Source organism: Enterococcus sp. GPZ-007 (assembly GCF_059374735.1).
This window is the reverse complement of the sequence record NZ_JCAFYN010000001.1, coordinates 185,711-205,740: the sequence shown is the minus strand read 5'-3', so window position 1 is coordinate 205,740 and position 20,030 is coordinate 185,711. Positions and strand designations below refer to the sequence as shown.

The 20,030-nt window shown below is 40.2% G+C and carries 15 protein-coding genes and 1 riboswitch; of the genes, 12 read left to right on the top strand and 3 right to left on the bottom strand.

Going from position 1 to position 20,030, the window contains the following annotated elements:
• The first annotated feature begins 119 nt into the window (after positions 1 to 119).
• The 9 genes from ispE to AC4J95_RS00920 all read left to right on the top strand — a co-directional run bounded on the left by ispE (position 120) and on the right by AC4J95_RS00920 (position 11,164).
• Entirely contained in the window at positions 120 to 971 is an 852-nt protein-coding gene (gene ispE, locus AC4J95_RS00960) for a 4-(cytidine 5'-diphospho)-2-C-methyl-D-erythritol kinase (protein WP_494548235.1), read from the top strand.
• A gap of 278 nt (positions 972 to 1,249) precedes the next feature.
• Positions 1,250 to 2,215, top strand: a complete 966-nt coding sequence (locus AC4J95_RS00955; RefSeq protein WP_494548234.1) for a metal ABC transporter substrate-binding protein — start codon at positions 1,250 to 1,252, stop codon at positions 2,213 to 2,215.
• 21 nt (positions 2,216 to 2,236) lie between these two features.
• Positions 2,237 to 2,917, top strand: a complete 681-nt coding sequence (locus AC4J95_RS00950) for a metal ABC transporter ATP-binding protein (RefSeq protein WP_494548233.1) — start codon at positions 2,237 to 2,239, stop codon at positions 2,915 to 2,917.
• Complete coding sequence (locus tag AC4J95_RS00945) at positions 2,890 to 3,720, top strand: metal ABC transporter permease (RefSeq protein ID WP_494548232.1); 831 nt, start codon at positions 2,890 to 2,892, stop codon at positions 3,718 to 3,720. The genes AC4J95_RS00950 and AC4J95_RS00945 overlap by 28 nt, the downstream gene beginning before the upstream one ends.
• A 328-nt stretch (positions 3,721 to 4,048) precedes the next feature.
• A complete protein-coding gene (gene purR / locus AC4J95_RS00940; RefSeq protein ID WP_316405475.1) occupies positions 4,049 to 4,867 on the top strand; it encodes a pur operon repressor in 819 nt (272 codons plus the stop codon).
• Between the two features lie 235 nt (positions 4,868 to 5,102).
• Positions 5,103 to 6,470, top strand: a complete 1,368-nt coding sequence (glmU, locus tag AC4J95_RS00935; protein WP_494548231.1) for a bifunctional UDP-N-acetylglucosamine diphosphorylase/glucosamine-1-phosphate N-acetyltransferase GlmU — start codon at positions 5,103 to 5,105, stop codon at positions 6,468 to 6,470.
• Positions 6,471 to 6,567: 97 nt separating this feature from the next.
• Entirely contained in the window at positions 6,568 to 7,539 is a 972-nt protein-coding gene (locus AC4J95_RS00930) for a ribose-phosphate diphosphokinase (RefSeq protein WP_316405473.1), read from the top strand.
• Between the two features lie 474 nt (positions 7,540 to 8,013).
• Positions 8,014 to 10,440, top strand: a complete 2,427-nt coding sequence (locus AC4J95_RS00925) for an ABC transporter permease family protein (RefSeq protein ID WP_494548230.1) — start codon at positions 8,014 to 8,016, stop codon at positions 10,438 to 10,440.
• 4 nt (positions 10,441 to 10,444) lie between these two features.
• Complete coding sequence (locus AC4J95_RS00920; protein WP_494548229.1) at positions 10,445 to 11,164, top strand: ABC transporter ATP-binding protein; 720 nt, start codon at positions 10,445 to 10,447, stop codon at positions 11,162 to 11,164.
• A 1,210-nt stretch (positions 11,165 to 12,374) separates the two neighbouring features.
• Here AC4J95_RS00920 and AC4J95_RS00915 read toward each other — a convergent pair.
• The gene (locus tag AC4J95_RS00915) at positions 12,375 to 13,877 is read right to left on the bottom strand and encodes a helix-turn-helix domain-containing protein (RefSeq protein ID WP_494548228.1); all 1,503 of its coding nucleotides are present in this window, start codon (positions 13,875 to 13,877) and stop codon (positions 12,375 to 12,377) included.
• A gap of 171 nt (positions 13,878 to 14,048) precedes the next feature.
• Between AC4J95_RS00915 and AC4J95_RS00910 the strand changes: the two genes are divergently transcribed.
• Positions 14,049 to 14,654 carry a TMEM175 family protein gene (locus AC4J95_RS00910; protein ID WP_316402002.1) on the top strand — a complete coding sequence of 202 codons (606 nt, stop codon included), beginning with the start codon at positions 14,049 to 14,051 and terminating at the stop codon, positions 14,652 to 14,654.
• A 19-nt stretch (positions 14,655 to 14,673) separates the two neighbouring features.
• Here AC4J95_RS00910 and AC4J95_RS00905 read toward each other — a convergent pair whose 3' ends face one another.
• Both AC4J95_RS00905 and AC4J95_RS00900 read right to left on the bottom strand, forming a co-directional pair.
• Positions 14,674 to 15,417: an amino acid ABC transporter ATP-binding protein gene (locus AC4J95_RS00905; protein WP_316402001.1), complete on the bottom strand. Its 744-nt coding sequence runs from the start codon at positions 15,415 to 15,417 to the stop codon at positions 14,674 to 14,676.
• Between the two features lie 17 nt (positions 15,418 to 15,434).
• On the bottom strand, positions 15,435 to 17,033 hold the full coding sequence (locus AC4J95_RS00900) for an ABC transporter permease subunit (protein ID WP_494548227.1): 1,599 nt from the start codon (positions 17,031 to 17,033) through the stop codon (positions 15,435 to 15,437).
• Positions 17,034 to 17,157: 124 nt separating this feature from the next.
• Positions 17,158 to 17,331: riboswitch (Lysine riboswitch) on the bottom strand.
• A gap of 371 nt (positions 17,332 to 17,702) precedes the next feature.
• Here AC4J95_RS00900 and AC4J95_RS00895 point away from each other — a divergent pair.
• Both AC4J95_RS00895 and AC4J95_RS00890 read left to right on the top strand, forming a co-directional pair.
• Positions 17,703 to 19,733: a BglG family transcription antiterminator gene (locus AC4J95_RS00895; RefSeq protein WP_494548226.1), complete on the top strand. Its 2,031-nt coding sequence runs from the start codon at positions 17,703 to 17,705 to the stop codon at positions 19,731 to 19,733.
• The gene (locus tag AC4J95_RS00890; RefSeq protein ID WP_316401998.1) at positions 19,733 to 20,014 is read left to right on the top strand and encodes a PTS sugar transporter subunit IIB; all 282 of its coding nucleotides are present in this window, start codon (positions 19,733 to 19,735) and stop codon (positions 20,012 to 20,014) included. The genes AC4J95_RS00895 and AC4J95_RS00890 overlap by 1 nt, the downstream gene beginning before the upstream one ends.
• The last annotated feature ends 16 nt before the right edge of the window (positions 20,015 to 20,030 follow it).

Genomic DNA, 20,030 nt, shown 5'->3' with positions numbered 1-20,030 from the left:
TAAGGGTTCAGGTGGAATTATTCAACTAATTTAGGGTGCCTATGCTAGAATGAATTATCTATACATTTAGTATGGGCTATGATAGAATCGTCTAGTGAAAAATTTGAACGGGTGAGAAAATGGAAATTATGGAGAAAGCCCCAGCGAAAATCAACTTGGGCCTCGATATTTTAGGCAAACGACCGGATGGCTTGCATGAGTTGGCGATGGTCATGGCGAGCATTGATCTAGCGGATCGTTTGTATTTGGAAGAGATTCCAGAAGATAAAATTATCATTGAAACCAATAAGGCTTTTTTACCCACGGATAAAAAGAACCATGTATACGAAGCGCTTGAGCTGGTCAAGGAGCGTTTTGACATAAAAAAAGGCCTACGGGTCAGGATTCATAAAGAAATCCCAGTGGCGGCTGGACTCGGCGGTGGTTCGACAGATTCAGCAGCAGCCTTACGAGCGGTCAATCGCTTGTGGAATTTAGGCTTGTCAGTTGAAGAGTTGGCTGGGCTGGGAGCGGAAGTTGGTTCAGATGTTCCCTATTGTGTCTATGGTCAAACTTCTTTAGTAGAAGGCTTTGGTGAAAAAGTCACACCGATCGCTCCGATGCCCCAATGTTGGGTGGTGGTTGTCAAACCGCGGATGAGTGTCTCAACTCGCACGATTTTCGCTAAGATTGTGATGGAGGATTTGTACCATCCGGATATCCCGGCATTAGTCTCAGCAATTGAGGAAAATGATTATCAGAGGATGACTGAAAACTTAGGTAACTCAATGGAAGTCGTTACGATCAAAAAGCATCCGATCATCCAGCAATTAAAGGATCGTATGTTGAAATATGGTGCGGATGCTGCAATGATGAGCGGCAGTGGACCAACAGTCTATGCGTTGTGTCATAAGTATTCACGAGCCAAGCATGTGTTCAATGCGTTGAAAGGTTTTTGCGATGAGGTTTATCTTGTTCGCACATTAAAATAGCCGCAGATGAAGTAGAAAATGATAAGGGTTGAAATAAACGTGTTTTCCAGGCTTTGGGAAATGCGTTTTTTATTTAGCCAAATGCTTAAAATAACAAAAAATAAAAATAGAAACGGATACAGGTAAGATTCTTCATATGAATGGAACATCATCTGTTTTACGGTTTATCAACTTTATTTCGGTGCAAATCGTAATTTTTACGTTTTGTGTTGACGGATAGAAAAACATCTGTTAAATTAATCTTTGTCTTAAAACGAGAAGAGAAGGTGTTTAGATAGATGAAGATGCAAAAAGGACTACTTTTATTAGGAACTGTGGTACTATCAGTTTTGCTGACTGCTTGCGGTGGTCAAGAGAAAAAAGAAGCATCGTCCAATGACAAGATTCAGGTGATGACGACTTTTTATCCAATGTATGAGTTCACTAAACAAGTAGTAGGAGATAAAGGCGATGTGGAATTGCTGATCCCGGCAGGTACCGAACCCCATGATTTTGAACCCTCAGCTAAAGACTTGGCAAAAATTTCAGATTCAGATGTGTTTGTATACAATAGTCCAGAACTAGAAACATGGACGGACAATTTGACGGACACGATTGATACGAAAAAAACAGAGATCATTCAAGCGTCTAAGGCTATCAAATTAATGGACGGTGCGGAACACGATCATGAAGAGGCTCATGATCATGATGCAGAAGAGCATGAAGAACATGGACACGACCATGATTTAGATCCGCATGTCTGGTTAGATCCAGCCTTGGCAATCAAAGAGGTTGAAACGATTCGCGATCAATTAAGCGAAAAATACCCAGATGACAAAGCGGCATTCGAAAAAAATGCGGCAAGTTATATTGACGAGCTAAAAGCTTTGGACGAAGAATATCAAACAGCATTTAAAGATGCGAAGAACAAAACCTTTGTAACGCAACATGCGGCCTTTGGCTATTTGGCGAAACAATATGGCTTGACGCAAGAAGCGATTGCTGGGATTTCGCCTGATCAAGAACCTTCGCCAAGTCGATTGAGCGAACTGAAGCATTATGTTGATGACAATCAAGTTAAAGTCATCTATTTTGAAGAAAATGCGTCATCAAAAGTTGCTGAGACATTGTCCAAAGAAACCGGTGTAAAATTAGAAGTATTGAACCCGTTGGAAAGCCTGACGGACAAACAAATCAAAGATGGGGAAGATTATCTTTCCGTGATGCGGGAGAATCTGACCGCATTGAAAGAAAGCATTCATTAATAGGAAAAAGGAGCGAAAAAAATGTCGTATATCGAGGTGGAAGACCTTTCATTCTATTATGACAACGAACCAGTTTTAGAAAATGTGTCCTATCATGTGGACCCAGGCGAGTTTGTCATTTTGACTGGAGAGAATGGTGCCGCAAAATCGACATTGATCAAAGCGACATTAGGCTTATTAAAGCCCAGCAGCGGGAAAGTGACGATTGCCAAGAAAAATACTGAAGGCAAGAAGCTGAGTATTGGTTACATTCCCCAGCAAGTGGCGTCATTCAACGCGGGATTTCCCAGTACGGTCTTGGAGCTGGTAGAATCTGGACGTTATCCGCAGGGTAAATGGTTCAAAAAATTAACAGAACGTGATCACGAGCATGTACAAAAAGCGTTAGAATCGGTAGACATGTGGAATATGCGCCATAAAAAAGTTGGCGAATTATCAGGTGGACAAAAACAACGAATTAGTTTGGCGCGGTTATTTGCAAAAGATCCTGATTTGTTTATTTTAGATGAGCCGACGACAGGGATGGATGAAAAATCTCGCAATGATTTTTATAATCTGCTGCGGCACAGTGCTCATGTTCATGGCAAGAGTATCTTGATGATCACCCATGATCATGAGGATACAAAAAAATATATTGATCGCCACATTCGGTTGGTGCGAAAGGAGAACTCAAAATGGCGTTGCTTTCATATGAATTCATGAGACGGGCCTTTCTAGCCGCGATTTTTATTGCAGGGATTGCGCCGATGCTGGGCGTCTTTCTAGTCATTCGCCGTCAATCATTGATGGCAGATACTTTGTCCCACGTCTCGTTAGCAGGGGTGGCGTTAGGGTTCTTCTTGAATTTAAATCCGACAGGTACGACGTTGTTAGTCGTGGTCGTTGCCGCGATTATCATGGAGTATTTACAGAACATGTACAGTTCTTATTCAGAGATTTCCATTGCAATCTTGATGGCCGCGGGCTTAGCGATCGCACTGGTATTAATGAGTTTGGCTCCGGGCAGTTCAGCGGTCAGCATCCAATCCTATCTGTTTGGTTCGATCGTGACGATCACTTGGCAGCAGGTGGTTTTTCTAGGGATTCTATTTGTTTTAGTCGGCATTTTGTTCCTGCTATTTAAGCGTCCGATGTATGTACTAACCTTTGATGAAGATATCGCGGCGGTAGATGGCTTACCAGTTCGCATGATGTCGATGATTTTTAACGTTGTGACCGGAGTGGCAATCGCGATTATGATCCCGATTGCAGGTGCCCTATTGATTTCAGCGATCATGGTACTGCCGGCGGCGATCGGTATGCGGGTAGGGAAAAGCTTCAATATCGTGATCTTAGTCAGTGTCTTGGTTGGTTTTGTCGGAATGATCGGTGGTTTGACTGGTTCCTACTATTTAGACACACCACCAGGTGCGACGATTACTTTAGGCTTTATCTTATTGTTCTTAGTGATCAATGGAATCCGTCAATTACGATACTTCCTTCAACGAAAACAGTTGCAGAAATAGAGGAAAGCGAAAGCTTTTCCTCTTTTTTTGCGGAATAATTAATAAATTCCGAACTTTTCGACTTTGAAACGAGAAAATGCTCGAATTTTATCGTCTAAACCCTTATAATGGGAAACGATTAATCAGAATAGGTGTCATTCGTTGCATGTGCTTTAAAAGAACAGCAGAATGACATACGTTGAGAATCAAAACTAATATGAAATAGGATACCTGTTACACTTTGGATTTTAGTCCAGATTTTAGTCCATCAGTGGAAAGGTATGCGTGTTGAGCATCAAGCTTTTTCCTAGAGAAAAAAATACATTAAGATGAAATAGGAGTGAATTACGTGAAAGTGCGTCGAAGTGAACGATTAATCGACATGACACAATATTTGTTGGATCATCCACATGACTTGATCCCATTGACTTTTTTTGCGGCCCGCTATGGTTCAGCCAAATCTTCTATCAGCGAAGACTTAGCGATTGTAAAGAAGACCTTCAAAGAACGAGGAACAGGATTCCTAGAAACGATTCCCGGTGCAGCCGGCGGGGTAGTCTTTACACCGAGTATCACGGATGCGGAGTCACGTGAATATATCGAGTCTTTGGCTGAACGTTTGTCTGAAGAAGATCGCTTATTGCCAGGTGGGTATGTGTATTTATCTGACATGTTGGGACAACCCGACTTATTGCGTAAAGTTGGCCGGATTATCGCTGCGCAATATTTAGATAAAAAAGTCGATGCAGTCATGACAGTCGCAACCAAAGGCGTGCCGATCGCGCAAGCAGTCTCTTATTATCTGAATGCGCCATTTGTGATTGTTCGTCGCGACTCAAAAATTACAGAAGGTTCAACGGTTAGTGTGAACTATGTTTCCGGTTCTTCGGAACGTATTGAAAAAATGGAGCTGTCAAAACGCAGCTTGAAGCGCGGCTCAAAAGTCTTAATTGTAGATGACTTTATGAAGGGCGGCGGAACCGTCAATGGTATGAAGAGCCTGATCGAGGAGTTTGAAGCAGAACTTGTGGGAATCACAGTCTTTGCGGAATCTAAATTCAAAGGCGAACGCGCCATTGATGATTACAATTCATTACTATTTGTGCAAGATGTTGATACTAGTACGAAAACGATCAGTGTCGTACCAGGCAATTGCTTCGATAAATAGCGGATAAAAATGCTAGGTTTTAAAGACTCTCGCCAGATTTTTTCTTGGAGAGAGTCTAATGAGCTAGCCTTTTTTGCGTCTGGCTAGTAAAATGGATTACGGAATTCAAATTATTCCACTAGTATGAGTGAGAATGTCAATTTTGCTTTTGCGAGAAAAACGATATAAGAAAATACAAATTAGAGGGAATATTTTTTAGTATTATTTCATTATTACGAATGAGGAGTGACTTCTTTTGGAAAATCGTTATGCGATTATTTTAGCAGCGGGTAAGGGAACTCGCATGAAATCAAAACTATACAAAGTCTTACACCCTGTGGCAGGAAAACCAATGGTGGAACACATTATTGAACGGGTGGTTGAGACGCAACCAACAGATATCGTGACGATTGTAGGGCACGGTGCTGAAATGGTCAAAGAACAATTAGGCGATCGTAGCGAGTATGCTTTGCAAGCGGAACAATTAGGAACAGGTCATGCCGTCATGCAAGCGGCAGAGTTCTTAAAAGGCAAAAAAGGCACAACGTTAGTGATCAGTGGAGATACACCATTGCTTACAACGCAAACCTTGAATAATCTATTCGATTACCATCAAGGCAAAAAAGCCAGCGCAACAATTTTGACTGCACATGCAGAAGATCCAACCGGCTATGGCCGTATTCTGCGCGATCATGTGGGAATCGTAGAAAAGATTGTGGAACAAAAGGACGCAACTCTAGAAGAAGCCCGGGTGCAGGAGATCAACACGGGAACCTATTGCTTCGACAATGAACAATTATTCGCGGCGTTGGAAAAAATCGGAACGAACAATGCCCAAGGGGAATACTATTTGACAGATATCGTTGAGATCTTGAAAAATAACGATCAAACGGTTGCTGCGTATCAAACGGAAGATTTTGAAGAATCACTGGGGGTCAATGACCGGATAGCTTTAGCGAATGCCAATGAAATCATGCGTCGTCGCATCAATCGTCAACATATGGTCAATGGTGTGACATTCATTGATCCAGCAACGACGTACATTGATGCGGGAATTGAAATTGGTTCTGATACAGTCATTGAACCAGGCGTACAAATTCAAGGAAATACGGTGATTGGTTCCGATTGTATTATTGGTGCGCACTCAAAAATCGTTGACAGCACCATCGAAGACAAGGTGGAAATCACCGCATCGGTCATCGAAGAGGCGATCGTACGGAAAAATGCGGATGTAGGTCCAAACGCACATTTGCGTCCAAAAGCAGATATTGGAGAAAATGCCCATATTGGTAATTATGTAGAAATTAAGAAAGCGACAATTGGCGAAAATACCAAAGTTGGACACTTAACGTATGTTGGAGATGCAACACTTGGCAAAGATATTAATGTCGGCTGCGGAGTTGTTTTCGTTAATTACGATGGTAAGAACAAACATCATACCAATGTGGGGGATCATGTCTTCATCGGTTCCAGCACAAATATTATCGCGCCGGTCAACATTGCTGATAACAGTGTGACGGCAGCGGGTTCAACGATTACGGATGATGTTGCTGAAGGCGATATGGCAATCGCTCGAGCTCGCCAAGTAAACAAGGCAGGTTATGCAAGTCATTTGCCATTTTAAGGGAATTCTCTTGATTTCTTAAATGGAAATGACTAGTATTTTATTTGAAATGGTATATAATCGGTAGCGTACGTTTAAAAAGAAAGTGGAGGTCCCCATGTCGAAACATTATTTTGATCCAAGATTGAAAATTTTTGCTTTGAATTCAAATCGTCCCCTAGCTGAGAAAATCGCTGAAGAAGTTGGTGTTGAACTAGGAAAAAGTTCTGTAACCCAATTTAGCGATGGTGAAATTCAAGTAAATATTGAAGAAAGTATTCGCGGCTGTCATGTCTATGTCGTTCAGTCAACAAGTAGTCCGGTAAATGATAATCTAATGGAACTTTTGATTATGATCGATGCCTTGAAACGTGCGAGTGCAAAAACAATCAACGTCGTAATGCCTTACTACGGTTATGCCCGTCAGGATCGTAAAGCACGTGCACGGGAACCAATTACTGCTAAACTTGTTGCCAACATGATTGAAAAAGCTGGCGCAACACGTCTATTAACTTTAGATTTACACGCTTCTCAAATTCAAGGATTCTTTGATATCCCTGTGGATCATTTAATGGGTGCTCCTTTGATCGCCGATTATTTCTTAGAACAAAAAATTTGCGGCGATGATGTCGTAGTTGTTTCACCAGACCATGGTGGGGTTACGCGCGCTCGTAAATTAGCTGAATTCTTGAAAGCTCCAATCGCAATCATCGATAAACGTCGTCCGAAAGCGAATGTCGCTGAAGTGATGAATATCATTGGGAAAGTTGATGGCAAAACATGTGTGATCATTGATGATATGATCGATACAGCAGGTACGATTACCTTAGCTGCCAATGCCTTAAAAGAAGCTGGCGCAAAAAAAGTTTACGCTTCATGTACGCATCCTGTTTTATCTGGTCCAGCAATGCAACGGATCCAAGATTCAGCGATCGAACATTTAGTCGTAACGGATTCAATCTACTTATCTGAAGAACGTAAAATCGATAAGATTGATGAAATCAGTGTTGGTGAGTTGATGGGTGATGCAATCAAGCGCATCCACGAAAACAAACCAGTTAGCCCGCTGTTTGAAACCAACAAAAAATAATTCTATTTACTAGGTATCTGTATAGATACCTAGTTTTTTTGTTTTTTAAGGGAGTATAAAATTTTCACATGCAAAAAGCTTATGAGAGCAAGTGGATCCATGTCCGGCTTCACGAACTAGCTTTTCTACGCAAGCTACGCATACAGTTACTTCTAAACTGGCGTTAAGAAGAACTAGCATATCGACAATAAGCAAAAATATTTCGAAATTTGAGAAGCACCAAGTAGGTACCAATCAACATCGATTCCTACGATCATAGTGTTTCTTGGCAATTTAGAAATATTTTGGTCTTATTGCTGTGAGACACAGCGATCGGTCTTTGGAGCTGATGTGGAACAGTACCTACTTGGTGCTCAAAAGCTGAGCAAGTTCGCGAAGCCTTTCTTATTTCTGAAAGAAATTTGAACAAACGCTTCCAAGAGATACTCCTTCTGATATGATAATAGGTAGAAGAAACGTTCAGAGGAGGTCGTCATGCAAAAAAGAATGAATCGTATCTCCATGGTTGCCGGCTATGGGATTTTTTTGATTGCTTTATTTTTTAGAATCATCGCTGGGATCAATCAGCGGTTCAGTTTGATTGAAGTCTGGCTCCGCAGCCTGTTTAGCGGGAATTTTCTCCATTTTTGGCAAAGCGAATTTTCGGAAGGAATCGGGGTTATGGTAGGGGCCGCTCCTTTTATTCTGCTGGTTTTGCTCTACCTTTCTGATGCTGTACTGCTGACGCTCCAGCGGAAAATGCCAGTTCTAGAATCCGTAAAAATTAGCTGGCTCTATTTCACGACTTTTTTCTATTTCGTGTTTATCCAATTCTTCTCTAATAGTATTTGGTTAGGAGTGATTTTGATTTTAGGAGGTTTGGAATTTATTCTGAATCGCTATTTTGATGACAAGATCGAACGAGATCGAAAATATGCCGAGTCGCAAAAAGTTGAAAAAGCGTATAACGAAGATCGCAAACGACGTTTAGCTTTTCCAGGGAAATATCCACCTGCGTTTCATCAGGTCATACGTAAAAATTTTCGCTATCATCAAAAAAATTATCTATTGTTAATTTTTGCGAATGCATTGGTTTTCTTTGTATTAGCTGTATTGCTGTTTACGTATCGCGAATTTAGCGGGACGCATACCCAGAATTCTATTTTTGATAAGACGGGTCTCTTGCGGATATTTATCGAATCGGGCGGTGTGCTGTTACTGCTGCTTCTTCTGTTTTTAACATTTATGGATGGTTTATACATTGATTTTAAGGCGAAGCACATGGAACTGTTCATCCAGTTAGGAATTCGCAAACGGACGTTTCTAATCATGCTGCTGGAAGAATTCAGCTTTTTTGCTTTGGCGGGAACAATAATTGGTGGAGCAGCAAGTCTGCTGATCGCCAGAGCGTTTATTAATATTGGTTGGGCACTGCTGCTATACGCGGGATTAGTAATTGTAGCAATGGCTTTCCATCAAGAAAAAATATTGCGTCTAATTCAATTTAGACCACGAGAACAAGAAAAGCCGGATCGTCCCAATCAGCGCTGGACACTATTGTTTTTATTGATTGGTTTACTTGCGTTGGCGATCACATTTTGGTGGTTCCATCGTCGAAAATCAGCTGAGACTTTATTAGTGGTCGGCGCATTCATCGTTGCTTTGTGGGGACTATTCCGCGGTGTCGGCGGTCTTTATGTCAAGTATGCAAAGGGAAAACCTAAACTGCTTTTATCTCGCAATGATTTATTCTATCGCTTCCATAAAAGCATCAATGTCTTGATGCTAGCAACATTTTTGCAGGTACTAGCGGTAGGAATCTTTTTACCACGCTTGGTCACTTTTCAACAAACCGCAGTCTGTGACCTGTTTCCATACGAAGTCGTGGCGAAAGTCAAGCAGCCAGAAGTTAGCCAAGTTGAACATACTTTAGACAAAGAGAAGGCGACTTGGAAAAAATATCCGTTCCTTCCGGTAACCTCCGTGGACGGGGATCCAGAATGGGAAGTCTACGGTACAGTCCGCCCGATCATGTATATTCAGGGACAGCATATCGGGATCTCTGAATCAACGTATCAACAATTACGTCAAGCCAATCATCTGGATAAACAGCCTCTGCAATTAAAAAAAGGACAGTGGCATGTGGTTTATCAACAGGCGATCAGTATCCGTGGACAGCCGATTGATTGGGATCCCCAAAGTGTACGGCCGCGCTTGCGGATCGGAACTCCTTTAGAGAGCTACAATACGACGAATGTCGATTTAATTTTCCCAATGCGTCACATCAAGAGTCAAGAACGTTTGATTTTGACTGGGATGTTCCAACGAGGGCTGCAGGAAAATATTCTCGTGTTAGCCGATGAGGAATTTGCGACCCTGGCCAAAAAAGATCAGCCTAATCAATTATTTTTGGTTGAAGATGGAAAAAAAGCCGCGCGATCTCTAAGCTTCTTAAAAGAAACCTACGCGGATGACAAGCGTTGGGATGATACGATTGAGCCTATTTATGAGAAGAACCAGCGTAAAAATAATGTTGTCACTGAAAATTATCTACAGGTCCTGCTGCTGATCTTTACCCTAGCTGTCTGTATCTTTATGTGTGTAGGAATATTAGTGGCAAAATTTGAAAGCGAACAAACCAGTTTGATTGAACGAAGAAGATTGTTGGATCAGCTGGGGATGCGAGAAAAGGAACAACGCAGTATGCTAAAACGACAAGTCGGCTTCTTTGTCACTTTGCCTTTAGCTGCAGGTTTGCTGTTAAGTTTTGGCTTTATCGGAATCATGGGGACACTGCGCTTCTTTTCGATACCAGAATGGCTGCAATTCAGCCGTATCTTTTTATTCGATTATGGCATTTATTTAGCAGCTTGGGGAATCATCGCGAGTTTGATCTATCACAGAATTGAAAAGTGGAGGTAAGCAAATGGAGCCGATCATCAAAGTCACGAGCATTACAAAAAATTACGGGCAGCAGGAAGTATTGAAGGGCATTGATTTACAGGTAGAAGCAGGCGATTTTACTTGTATTATGGGTCGCTCGGGTTGCGGAAAGACGACCCTACTGAAAATTCTTGGCCTCATGCATCCACCAACTGAAGGGGATGTTTTCTTTAAAGAACGATTAACTTCTGAACTTTTTCCAGATGAGATCTCTGATATTCGCAGGCGGAAAATCGGTTTTGTCTTTCAAGATTTCAACTTGATGGAGAGTATTACTGTACGGGAAAATATTCTATTACCGGCAATTCTGGATAAACAAGATACGACAAAATCAGAGGAACGGATGGTACAATTTTTCCAAGTATTGCGAATTGAGCATTTATTGGATAAATTGCCGAATGAATTGTCTGTTGGGGAGAAGCAGCGAGCGGCGATTTGCCGAGCGCTGATGAATGAACCGGAGATCATTTTAGCAGATGAACCCACTGGGAACTTAGACAGCAATGCTGGCGCAGAAGTAATCAATATTTTTCAGCGTATCAATCGAGAATTAGGGATCACGATTGTCATGATTACTCATGATAGCAAGGTTGCTCAAGCAGCGAAGGATGTCATCTTCTTGAAAGATGGACAAATCTATGATCGCCTGATCAATATTGTCGGCTCAGAGGCCAAGATCGCTGAAAAAATGCTGGAGGTCTAAAGAGAATACCAAAATAAGGAGCGTACCGAAAATCGGGCGCTTTTTTGTTTGATTCTATTATGTGTGGAAAACCCCAGTGACAGTTAGCACAGCGGAACTCATTTTTCAAAAACACAAAAAAAAGAGCTCATCGGTGGGTAGCCGACGAGCAAAAGGAGTTAAAAAATGAAAAAGTGTTAGGGTTGTTTGTTGGTATGCTTATATAATAGCAACGAGTTGTGAATTATTTATGAATGAAGCTTGGCATAAAAGTAAAAAAAGTAGGTCGAAAAAAAGTCGATTAAATAGTTTGCTTAATAAATTCATTTCCAAGCTTCTACTAATCTGCTAAAAAACGAAGTTAGATGGATTTAGATAAAAGAACAGTCTAAAAGCATTTTTTCTTCGACAGGTCTATCATTCTCGTAAACTGCTGAAACAAGTAATAGAGCTGACAAAAAAAGAGCTCATCGGTGGGTGGCCGATGAGCAAAGGAGTTAAAAAATGAAAAAGTGTTAGGGTTGTTTGTTGGTATGCTTATATAATAGCAACGAGTTGTGAATTATTTGTGAACGAAGCTTGGCGTAACATTAAAAAAAGTAAGTCAAAAAAAAGCTAGCGAGCTGTTACTATTTTTACTACATCATTTAATTTATTAAGTTGTAAATAAATATTTTAAAGCTTACAAAAAAAAGGAGCTCACCGGTGGGTGGCCGATGAGCAAAGGAGTTAAAAAATGAAAAAGTGTTAGGGTTGTTTGTTGGTATACATTTATAATAGCAAGGAGTTGTGAAAAAAGTGTGAACGATGCTTGTTCGAAAATTAAAAATTCCATAAAGAAACTGGAACATAAATAACTTGACAAATAAATATGGCTTACTCTTTGACAAAAAAAGGAGCTCATCGGTGGGTGGCCGATGAGCAAAGGAGTTAAAAAATGAAAAAGTGTTAGGGTTGTTTGTTGGTATGCTTATATAATAGCAACGAGTTATGAAAAAATTGTGATGAAAGACTAGCGAAACCATTAATTTTATAAAAAATAAAGCTCATTGATAATTATAAACACAAAAACATTTACTTTTCTCTTGGAAAAGACCGTTCTTTTATATAAATCAATTCAAAATAGTTTAAATACAAATTCCTAATAACTTAATAATACTGCATGATTTTGATTGCTGAAAACATCACCTTGAATAAAAAAATGACCGAAGCAAAAGGCTTCGATCATTTTTTATTCATACACACGATTTTTCTTATCGTAAATATTACGAAGTTCCAAATATAGCGGAACGAGTTCGTTCTTTGTATATGGGAAGTCCAATTGATACAATTGGATATTTGGTTTTTCTTTTTTCAGCAGTGAAGACGAGCTGATGATCAAATCATAATCATCCTTCAAGGATACGTCATATGGCTCTGCATCGATGAAACGCAAATCTTCCAAGAAACGATACAAGTCACGAACAAAGATGGCATTGTGCTCTAAAGCAATTCCAACCATTAAATTATGGGCATATGGAAATTGATTAAAGTATGGTAATAACAATCGCTTGAATGCTCGGGTAATCATTGGATGAACAGAGCTGATAAAGCCGTATGACGGATTGTCTTTTGCCATTTGCATAAAGTTTTGGATGTTTTGGAATAAAATATATTCGCCTCTTGTTTGTTTTTCATTTGGATCCATCACCAATTCAATCATGCTTGGGAAGGGTTGACGGAAAATGAAGTAGCCAAAGGTAATGTTCAGCATATTTGCAACAACTAACGGATCATCCATTATCTCCGGACGATCAGGAAATAAAGCCTTTTTAGAAAAGTTGCGGAACTCTGTAACAAAATCATTGACTGGATTTGGTCGCGCATCAAAATCATGGATTGTTTGCTTCATGCTTTGATCGTCACGGATCGTGTAGAATGGTGAATAGTGAGCTAAGAAATAAATAAAACTAGATTCACCCTTCAATTGACGAGTAGTCATCGGAACATCCACTAAGTCACGTAATGAAGTAAAATCGTAATAAGGATTGTCCTTCATTAGGAAATTGTAACGTGGATCGTATTTAACGAATTTTTTATTATTGACGCGGATCATGTTAATACTGGTGAACAACTTGATCTCTTGGGTCCCAAAGTATGTTCGTGATAACGGGAAATAATCTTTGTACGTGTCGACGATTTGATTCAACTGATGCTGGTCGACATTAAGTGGACATTCGATTCCGCGGGTTCCCAGCCATAACAAATCAAATAGAGCCAAACGGATTAAACGTTCGTCGCCGGACATACCGGCTTCTGTATATGTAAAGCGAATATTGAAGCGTTTCAAATGCTTTTTAAGCCGATCAATCTTACGGGAAACTGTGGAACGACTCACAAAATATTTTTCACAAAATTGTTCAATTGTTGGATTTTCTTCATTTAAAAAGTATAGCATGAACTGGAACGGTACAGCCTGCTGCAATAGGTGGTAACGATATTCATCAACGGTCGCGTTGAGATTTTCTAGGTTAACCTTACCTGCACGCATCATGATGGTTTCATGGTTCGGACGAATTTCTGCCAACTCTTGGTCTATTTCATTTAACTCAATGACACTTTGTTGGTAGTTTAAATCTAAATCTTCTGACAATTGACTGATTGCTAGAACTTTTTTGGTAGATTGGTTTAAGTATTTAAAGATATTAAAACGTAAGAGGAGCGACGCATCAAACATAAGTTCCTCGTATAACATCTGTTTTCCTCCTTCATTAAATTAGGCCATTAATCTGAATTTTTTTAAGCATATTTCTACTATATTGTACTTTATTTACATAAACCTGTCAGTTATTAACCAGTAAAAAGTGAGTAAAATTATATAGGGAAAAACAATTATCATGCTATTCTAAGAAAGAAGGTGAAAAAAATGACTAAATCACGTTTAGAAGCATTTACTGATGGGGTAGTCGCGATTGTTCTGACGGTTCTTGTATTAAATATTCAAATACCTGACGCGCCATCACTGACCTCATTACTAAGTATTACGAATATATTATTTGCTTATATTGTTAGCTTTATTTTTGTTGCAGTGATTTGGGTGAATCATCATCGTATGATGCAGATGGCTGAAAAAATTAATTATCGGGTGATTTGGGCAAATATTTTTTGGTTATTTTGGCTAACTTTGTGCCCGGCCGTCACGAGCTGGGTGGGGCGCAATCCTGACCATTTTTGGCCGGAGTTTTCATATGTTGCGGTCTTCACGATGTGGAGCTTTTCCTATGGCGTTCTTTCGAGGCAATTGATTCAAGCGAATGATCCTAACAGTCATGTGGCGATCGTTTTAAAGCGGGATCAGCGGAGCAAATTATCAATGGTGATCAATTTGGCTGTTTTAGCAGGTGTTTTTATTTTTCCGCCAATTGGGATCTTTGGCCGTTTTCTAGTTTCTGGAATTTGGATTGTTTCCTATCGCAAGGCAGATGAATACTATCAGAAGTTGTTTAGACAAAGAAATCGCGACAGAAGCTGAAACCTTCTGTCGCGATTTTTTATACTTGTGGATGTAAGACGCGATGCAAGAATTCTTTGGTACGCGCTTCTTTCGGATTGCCGAAAATGTCTTCGGGAGCTCCTTGTTCAGCGATCACTCCCTGATCCATAAAGATGACTCGATCAGAAACTTCTTTGGCAAAGGCCATCTCATGGGTAACGATAACCATCGTCAAACCACTCTCTGCTAATTTTTTCATGATCTGTAAAACGTCACCGACCATTTCTGGATCAAGAGCCGAGGTTGGCTCGTCGAACAACATTACCTCGGGATTCATTGACAAGGCGCGAGCAATCGCCACCCGTTGTTTTTGTCCGCCGGATAATTGCGCAGGTTTTGCATCGATAAACCGATCCATACCCACTTTTTCTAAGTTTTCCAGGGCAATTTTTTTGGCTTCCTCTTCTTTACGGCCTAGAACAGTCACTTGACCGCTCATACAATTTTGCAACACGTTCATATTATTAAAAAGATTAAAGGATTGGAAAACCATCCCTAGATGCGTTCGGTATTTTGGAAGGTTGTAACCAGGAGCTAAGACATTCTCTCCTTGGTAGACAATTTTCCCATCTGTAGGTGTTTCTAATAAATTAATGCAACGCAGGAAGGTCGATTTCCCTGAACCAGATGCGCCGATAATTGTTACGACTTCTCCTTTGTTGACATTCATACTGATATCTTTTAAGACGAGATTATCGCCGAAGCTTTTTTTCAAATGTTCGATTTCAATGATACTACTCATAATGATCCTCCTTTAAACTATTTATCTTCGCCAACGGCTACATCAACATCATCTAAACGGACATAAGCAGAAGGGCCGTCCATTTTCTTCTCAACTACTCGTAAAATTCGAGTCGCTGTAAAGGTTAATACGAAGTAAATCACACAAATGATGAAGTAGGTCTGGAAGAACATGTAGTTCGTTCCAGCAGCTGATTTCCCTTGGAAGAACAATTCGGAAACAGAAATAATACTTAAAACAGAGGTATCTTTGATGTTGATAACCAACTCATTCCCTGTCGCTGGTAAAATATTTCGTAGTACCTGAGGTAAGACTACTTTGCGCATCGTTTGTCCATGAGTCATCCCGATAGCATGTGCCGCTTCAAACTGTCCTTGATCAACAGCATAGATTCCGCCACGAACGATTTCTGACATGTAAGCACCGGTGTTAATCGAAACAATGAATAAAGCTGCCGCGGTCCGATTTAAGTCAATTCCGAAGGCCATGGCGATTCCGTAGTAGATTACGGCTGATTGAACGATCATTGGTGTGCCACGGAAAATTTCGATATAGGCGTTTAGTAGCCAGCCGAAAACTTTCTGCAATCCGCGTTTTGCGGAGTTGTCTGATTCAGGAATTGTTCGGAAGACTCCGATTAGTAAACCAATCAAAGTACCGACGGTTGTACCCACAATCGCAAGTAGCAAGGTCATTCCTGTTCCACGTAAAAACATCGATCCGTTTTGTTTTAAGATACGAACAAATACATTTTCTTTTTTTCCAGAGTCGTTTTGTGTTTCATCGGTAGCAGGCTGATCTTTGATAGCCTGATCCATAATTTGTACTCGTTCATCCTGCGAAATGCTTGATAGAATCTGATTAACCTGAGTCATATCGGAGTCACCTTTGCGCATCCCCACTGATACTTGAACATCTTCAGGATTTGTTTGGAAACCATTCGCTTTGTCAAATTCCACCATTTTTAGATCTGGATTGACACTTTCAGCAGTGACCCCTTCAGGACGTTCACTGACATATCCATCGATTGTTCCTGATTCCAACGCGACACGCATAGCGGGGAAATTATCCATGGCTTCCTGTTTGTTCACGTCAGGAATCTGAGGAATGACATCATAGTGGAATGTGCTTAGCTGAGCAGTGATTTTCGCACCTGCAAAATCTTTGATTGACGTGGCTTTGGCATATTTTGTGTCTTTGCGTGTGACGATAACTAACTGGGATTCGTAATAAGGGTCTGAAAAGTCGACTTCTTTACGGCGTTCAGCCGTTGGCGACATGCCGGCGATGATTGCGTCGATTTTTCCTGATTGAAGGGCGGGCAAGAGACCATCCCATTCAGTTTTGACAATAACTAATTTACGATTCATTTTAGCTGCGATTTTTTTCGCCATTTGTACGTCATAGCCGCCAGCGTAGGCTTGGTCGCCTTGAATCTGTACGGCGCCATTCCGATCATCTTTTTGTGTCCAGTTGAAAGGCGCATAGCCGGCTTCCATACCAACGCGTAACTCTCCTTCAGGTGTTTTGCTATCTGCATGTGTAAGTAACGGCGCTCCTAAAAACGAAATGAACAATGCAATAAGTGCGATAACTGAAAATTTTCTTCTATTCATAATTTCTCCCTTTCTTGAAATCACGAGATTGGGTAGGGCTGTCTTTGAAAATCTGCAACAAAAAAAGCCGCCGATTTGTCGATAAGGCCGCTTGCAGATAATAAGAAGATGATGTTCCCTCTCACAAAAACATAGCGCAACTTAGCATCACTGCTAAGACAGTCCGCAAGTTATTCGCTTGCGTCCCAACATACAAAATAAAGAGAATTTTGTACATTTCGGCGAAACTTCCTAGACCTATTTCAACGTGTCTCTACACTCCATAGGGTTAATAAGGTTCGCGACCTCTACCTCATTGTTCTGAGGCATCTCGTATTCAGTTATTATGTTTCACAGTCTAAAGGCTAGAAATGAAAAAGTCAATGGAAATCATTTGGAACGAACAAAAAAATGTTTGAACTTATTAAAATATAGGGAATGATTTGTCAAAAAGACAAAAAAAGCATAAATTCGTTCGTTATTCAATAAAACAGCAGCTTTTTTTCATACCGACAAACAGAATTCAACTGAAATAATGAAATAGAAATGATACGATAAAGTATTACCACGAATACAACAAAAAAATGACTTCGGTACAATCGTTTGCATTTTTACAACGTAAATTGTACTGAAGAATGATCGAAAATAAAACGGTTACATCCTATACTTTAGTCAGGAGGTGAGGAGAAAGTGAATTACAAGATGAGCTATCTCCTATCCAACAATCATAATTGTTACGTAACATTAAAAGAAGCGACACAACAAACTGGGTTATCTGCGAAAGAGCTCGCGACTCAATTAGCAGAATTGGACTTGGTTGTAGAGACAACTGTTGACACTGAAGAACATCGGGTGTTCATTGCTCCGATATCGATTGAGCAGTGGACGCGAAAACTTGTGAATGAAACAAAAGACTATTTTATTTACTCTGAAGAGCAACGACAGGCATTGATTTATTTACTCAGTTATTCCGCTTTTGAAGAATTGTCACTCTTTCATTTCCAAGATTTTTTGGAAATCTCAAAAGGAACGGCGATCGCCGATGTAAAAAAACTGCGCACCTATTTAAGCTCACAAAAAGTCGAATTGGTCTATTCTAGGAAGGGTGGATTTTATCTTTCTGGTGATGAGCTGGAAATTCGGCGAATCGCACAGAATTTTGTCGCGCTCTTAGTGCAAGATTCGATTGGCAAGTTTGGTTTGTTCTATTGGTTAAATCAATATGATCTAACGTTATATGCGCAGATCCGGGATGTTATTCAAGAGCAGACAAATACGTTGGGACTGACGATTGTCCCCAGCAGGATCGATGAAGTCAGTTTACTGATTGGACTATCTTACAAACGAATTCACGAAGAACGATTAACAAAATTAACCGATCTGAATATTTTACAATCATTGACGGTCTATCAAGCGAGCGAAAAATTCTTTCAAATCTTTTTTAATGGAAGCAGTTCACATGAAATAGGCTATATGACAATCGTGTTGATGACGATTGTACAAGGAGAGATTCGTGATCTGCAATTGGATTTCTTATTGAGTTGTTCAGCCGAGATTATTCATCAAATGGAGAATTATTCGGCGATCCAATTTTCAAGTTTCCGCGAATTATTGATGAATGTATTCTATCATCTTGTCCCCGCCTATTTCCGTATTCGTTTTAGGTTTTACCTGCCAAATGTCTTGATTGAAAATATCCAAATGGACTATCCAGAAATTTTTGAATTTACGAAAAAGGCTTTGGATCCGCTAGAGAAAGTTGTGGGACAGAAAATTCCCATTGAAGAAGTCGGGTTCTTTTCAATTTTATTTGGTGGCGCTATCACAAATCAAAAAGCTGAAGCGGTAGAAAAGGAAGTACGAGCGATGATCGTTTGTCCAAGTGGAATCAGTTCTTCGTTGATCTTACAGACTGAGTTGAAAAAAATGTTCTCAACGATCCATTTTCAAGAAGCCAGTTCGGTAGATCAATTGCAAAGTGTCTCGGAAGAAAACTATGATGTGGTTTTCTCAACGATACCCTTGGATAGTAAGAAACGTGTTTATCTCGTTAAACCACTAATGTCGCAACTAGAAAAAAATCAATTAATCAATCAGGTTCAGGAAGAGCTGCTCGTTCCCGGTTTTTCAATGCCGAGCGCCGAAGAGATTATTAAGGCTTTATCGCCTTATATTGAATTGAAGAAAGGTGTGACGGATGAAAAATTGTACAAAGTATTAAATAAAAAAATGAACCGCTTAATTGAGCAAAAGGAGGACAATCGTCCAATGCTAACAGAACTTATTACTCCCGAAATGATTCAAATCAGTGATCAAGTGGCTGATTGGGAAACTGCCATTCGTTTAGCGGCACAGCCTTTGGTAGATAGCCGAAAAATTGAGAACCGTTATTCGGAAGCAATGATCGATAAAGTAAAACAATATGGTCCCTTTATCCATATCGGTAAAGGAATCGCTCTGCCGCATGCCCGACCAGAAGATGGTGTAAAGACGTTAGGTATGTCGTTATTAAAGATAGAAAAACCAGTATTATTACTAGATGATGAAAAGCACGATATTCAACTATTTGTCTGTCTAGCGGCAGTCGATAATGAAGCCCATTTACGTGCGTTATCCAGCCTAACAAAACTATTATCCAATCGGAAAAACTTGGACGATTTATTAGCGGCAACAACTAAAGAAGAAATCACAACTATTTTAGCTAGAGGAGAGAATAACTAATGAAATTTGCAGCAGTATGTGGATCAGGCTTGGGATCAAGCTTTATGGTGGAAATGAATATCAATAGTGTTTTACAAGAATTAGGCGTAAGTGATGTAGAAGTGGCTCATTACGATATGGGAAGTGCGACACCAGATTTGGCGGATGTCTTCTTTGTTGGAACCGATTTAGCAGATAGTGCTCAACACCTTGGAGAGGTTGTCGTCTTAGACAGTATTATTGATATGGATGAACTTAAAACAAAGGTTCAGGCAATTTGCGAAGAAAAAAACTTACTATAATTAACTAAACGGGGGA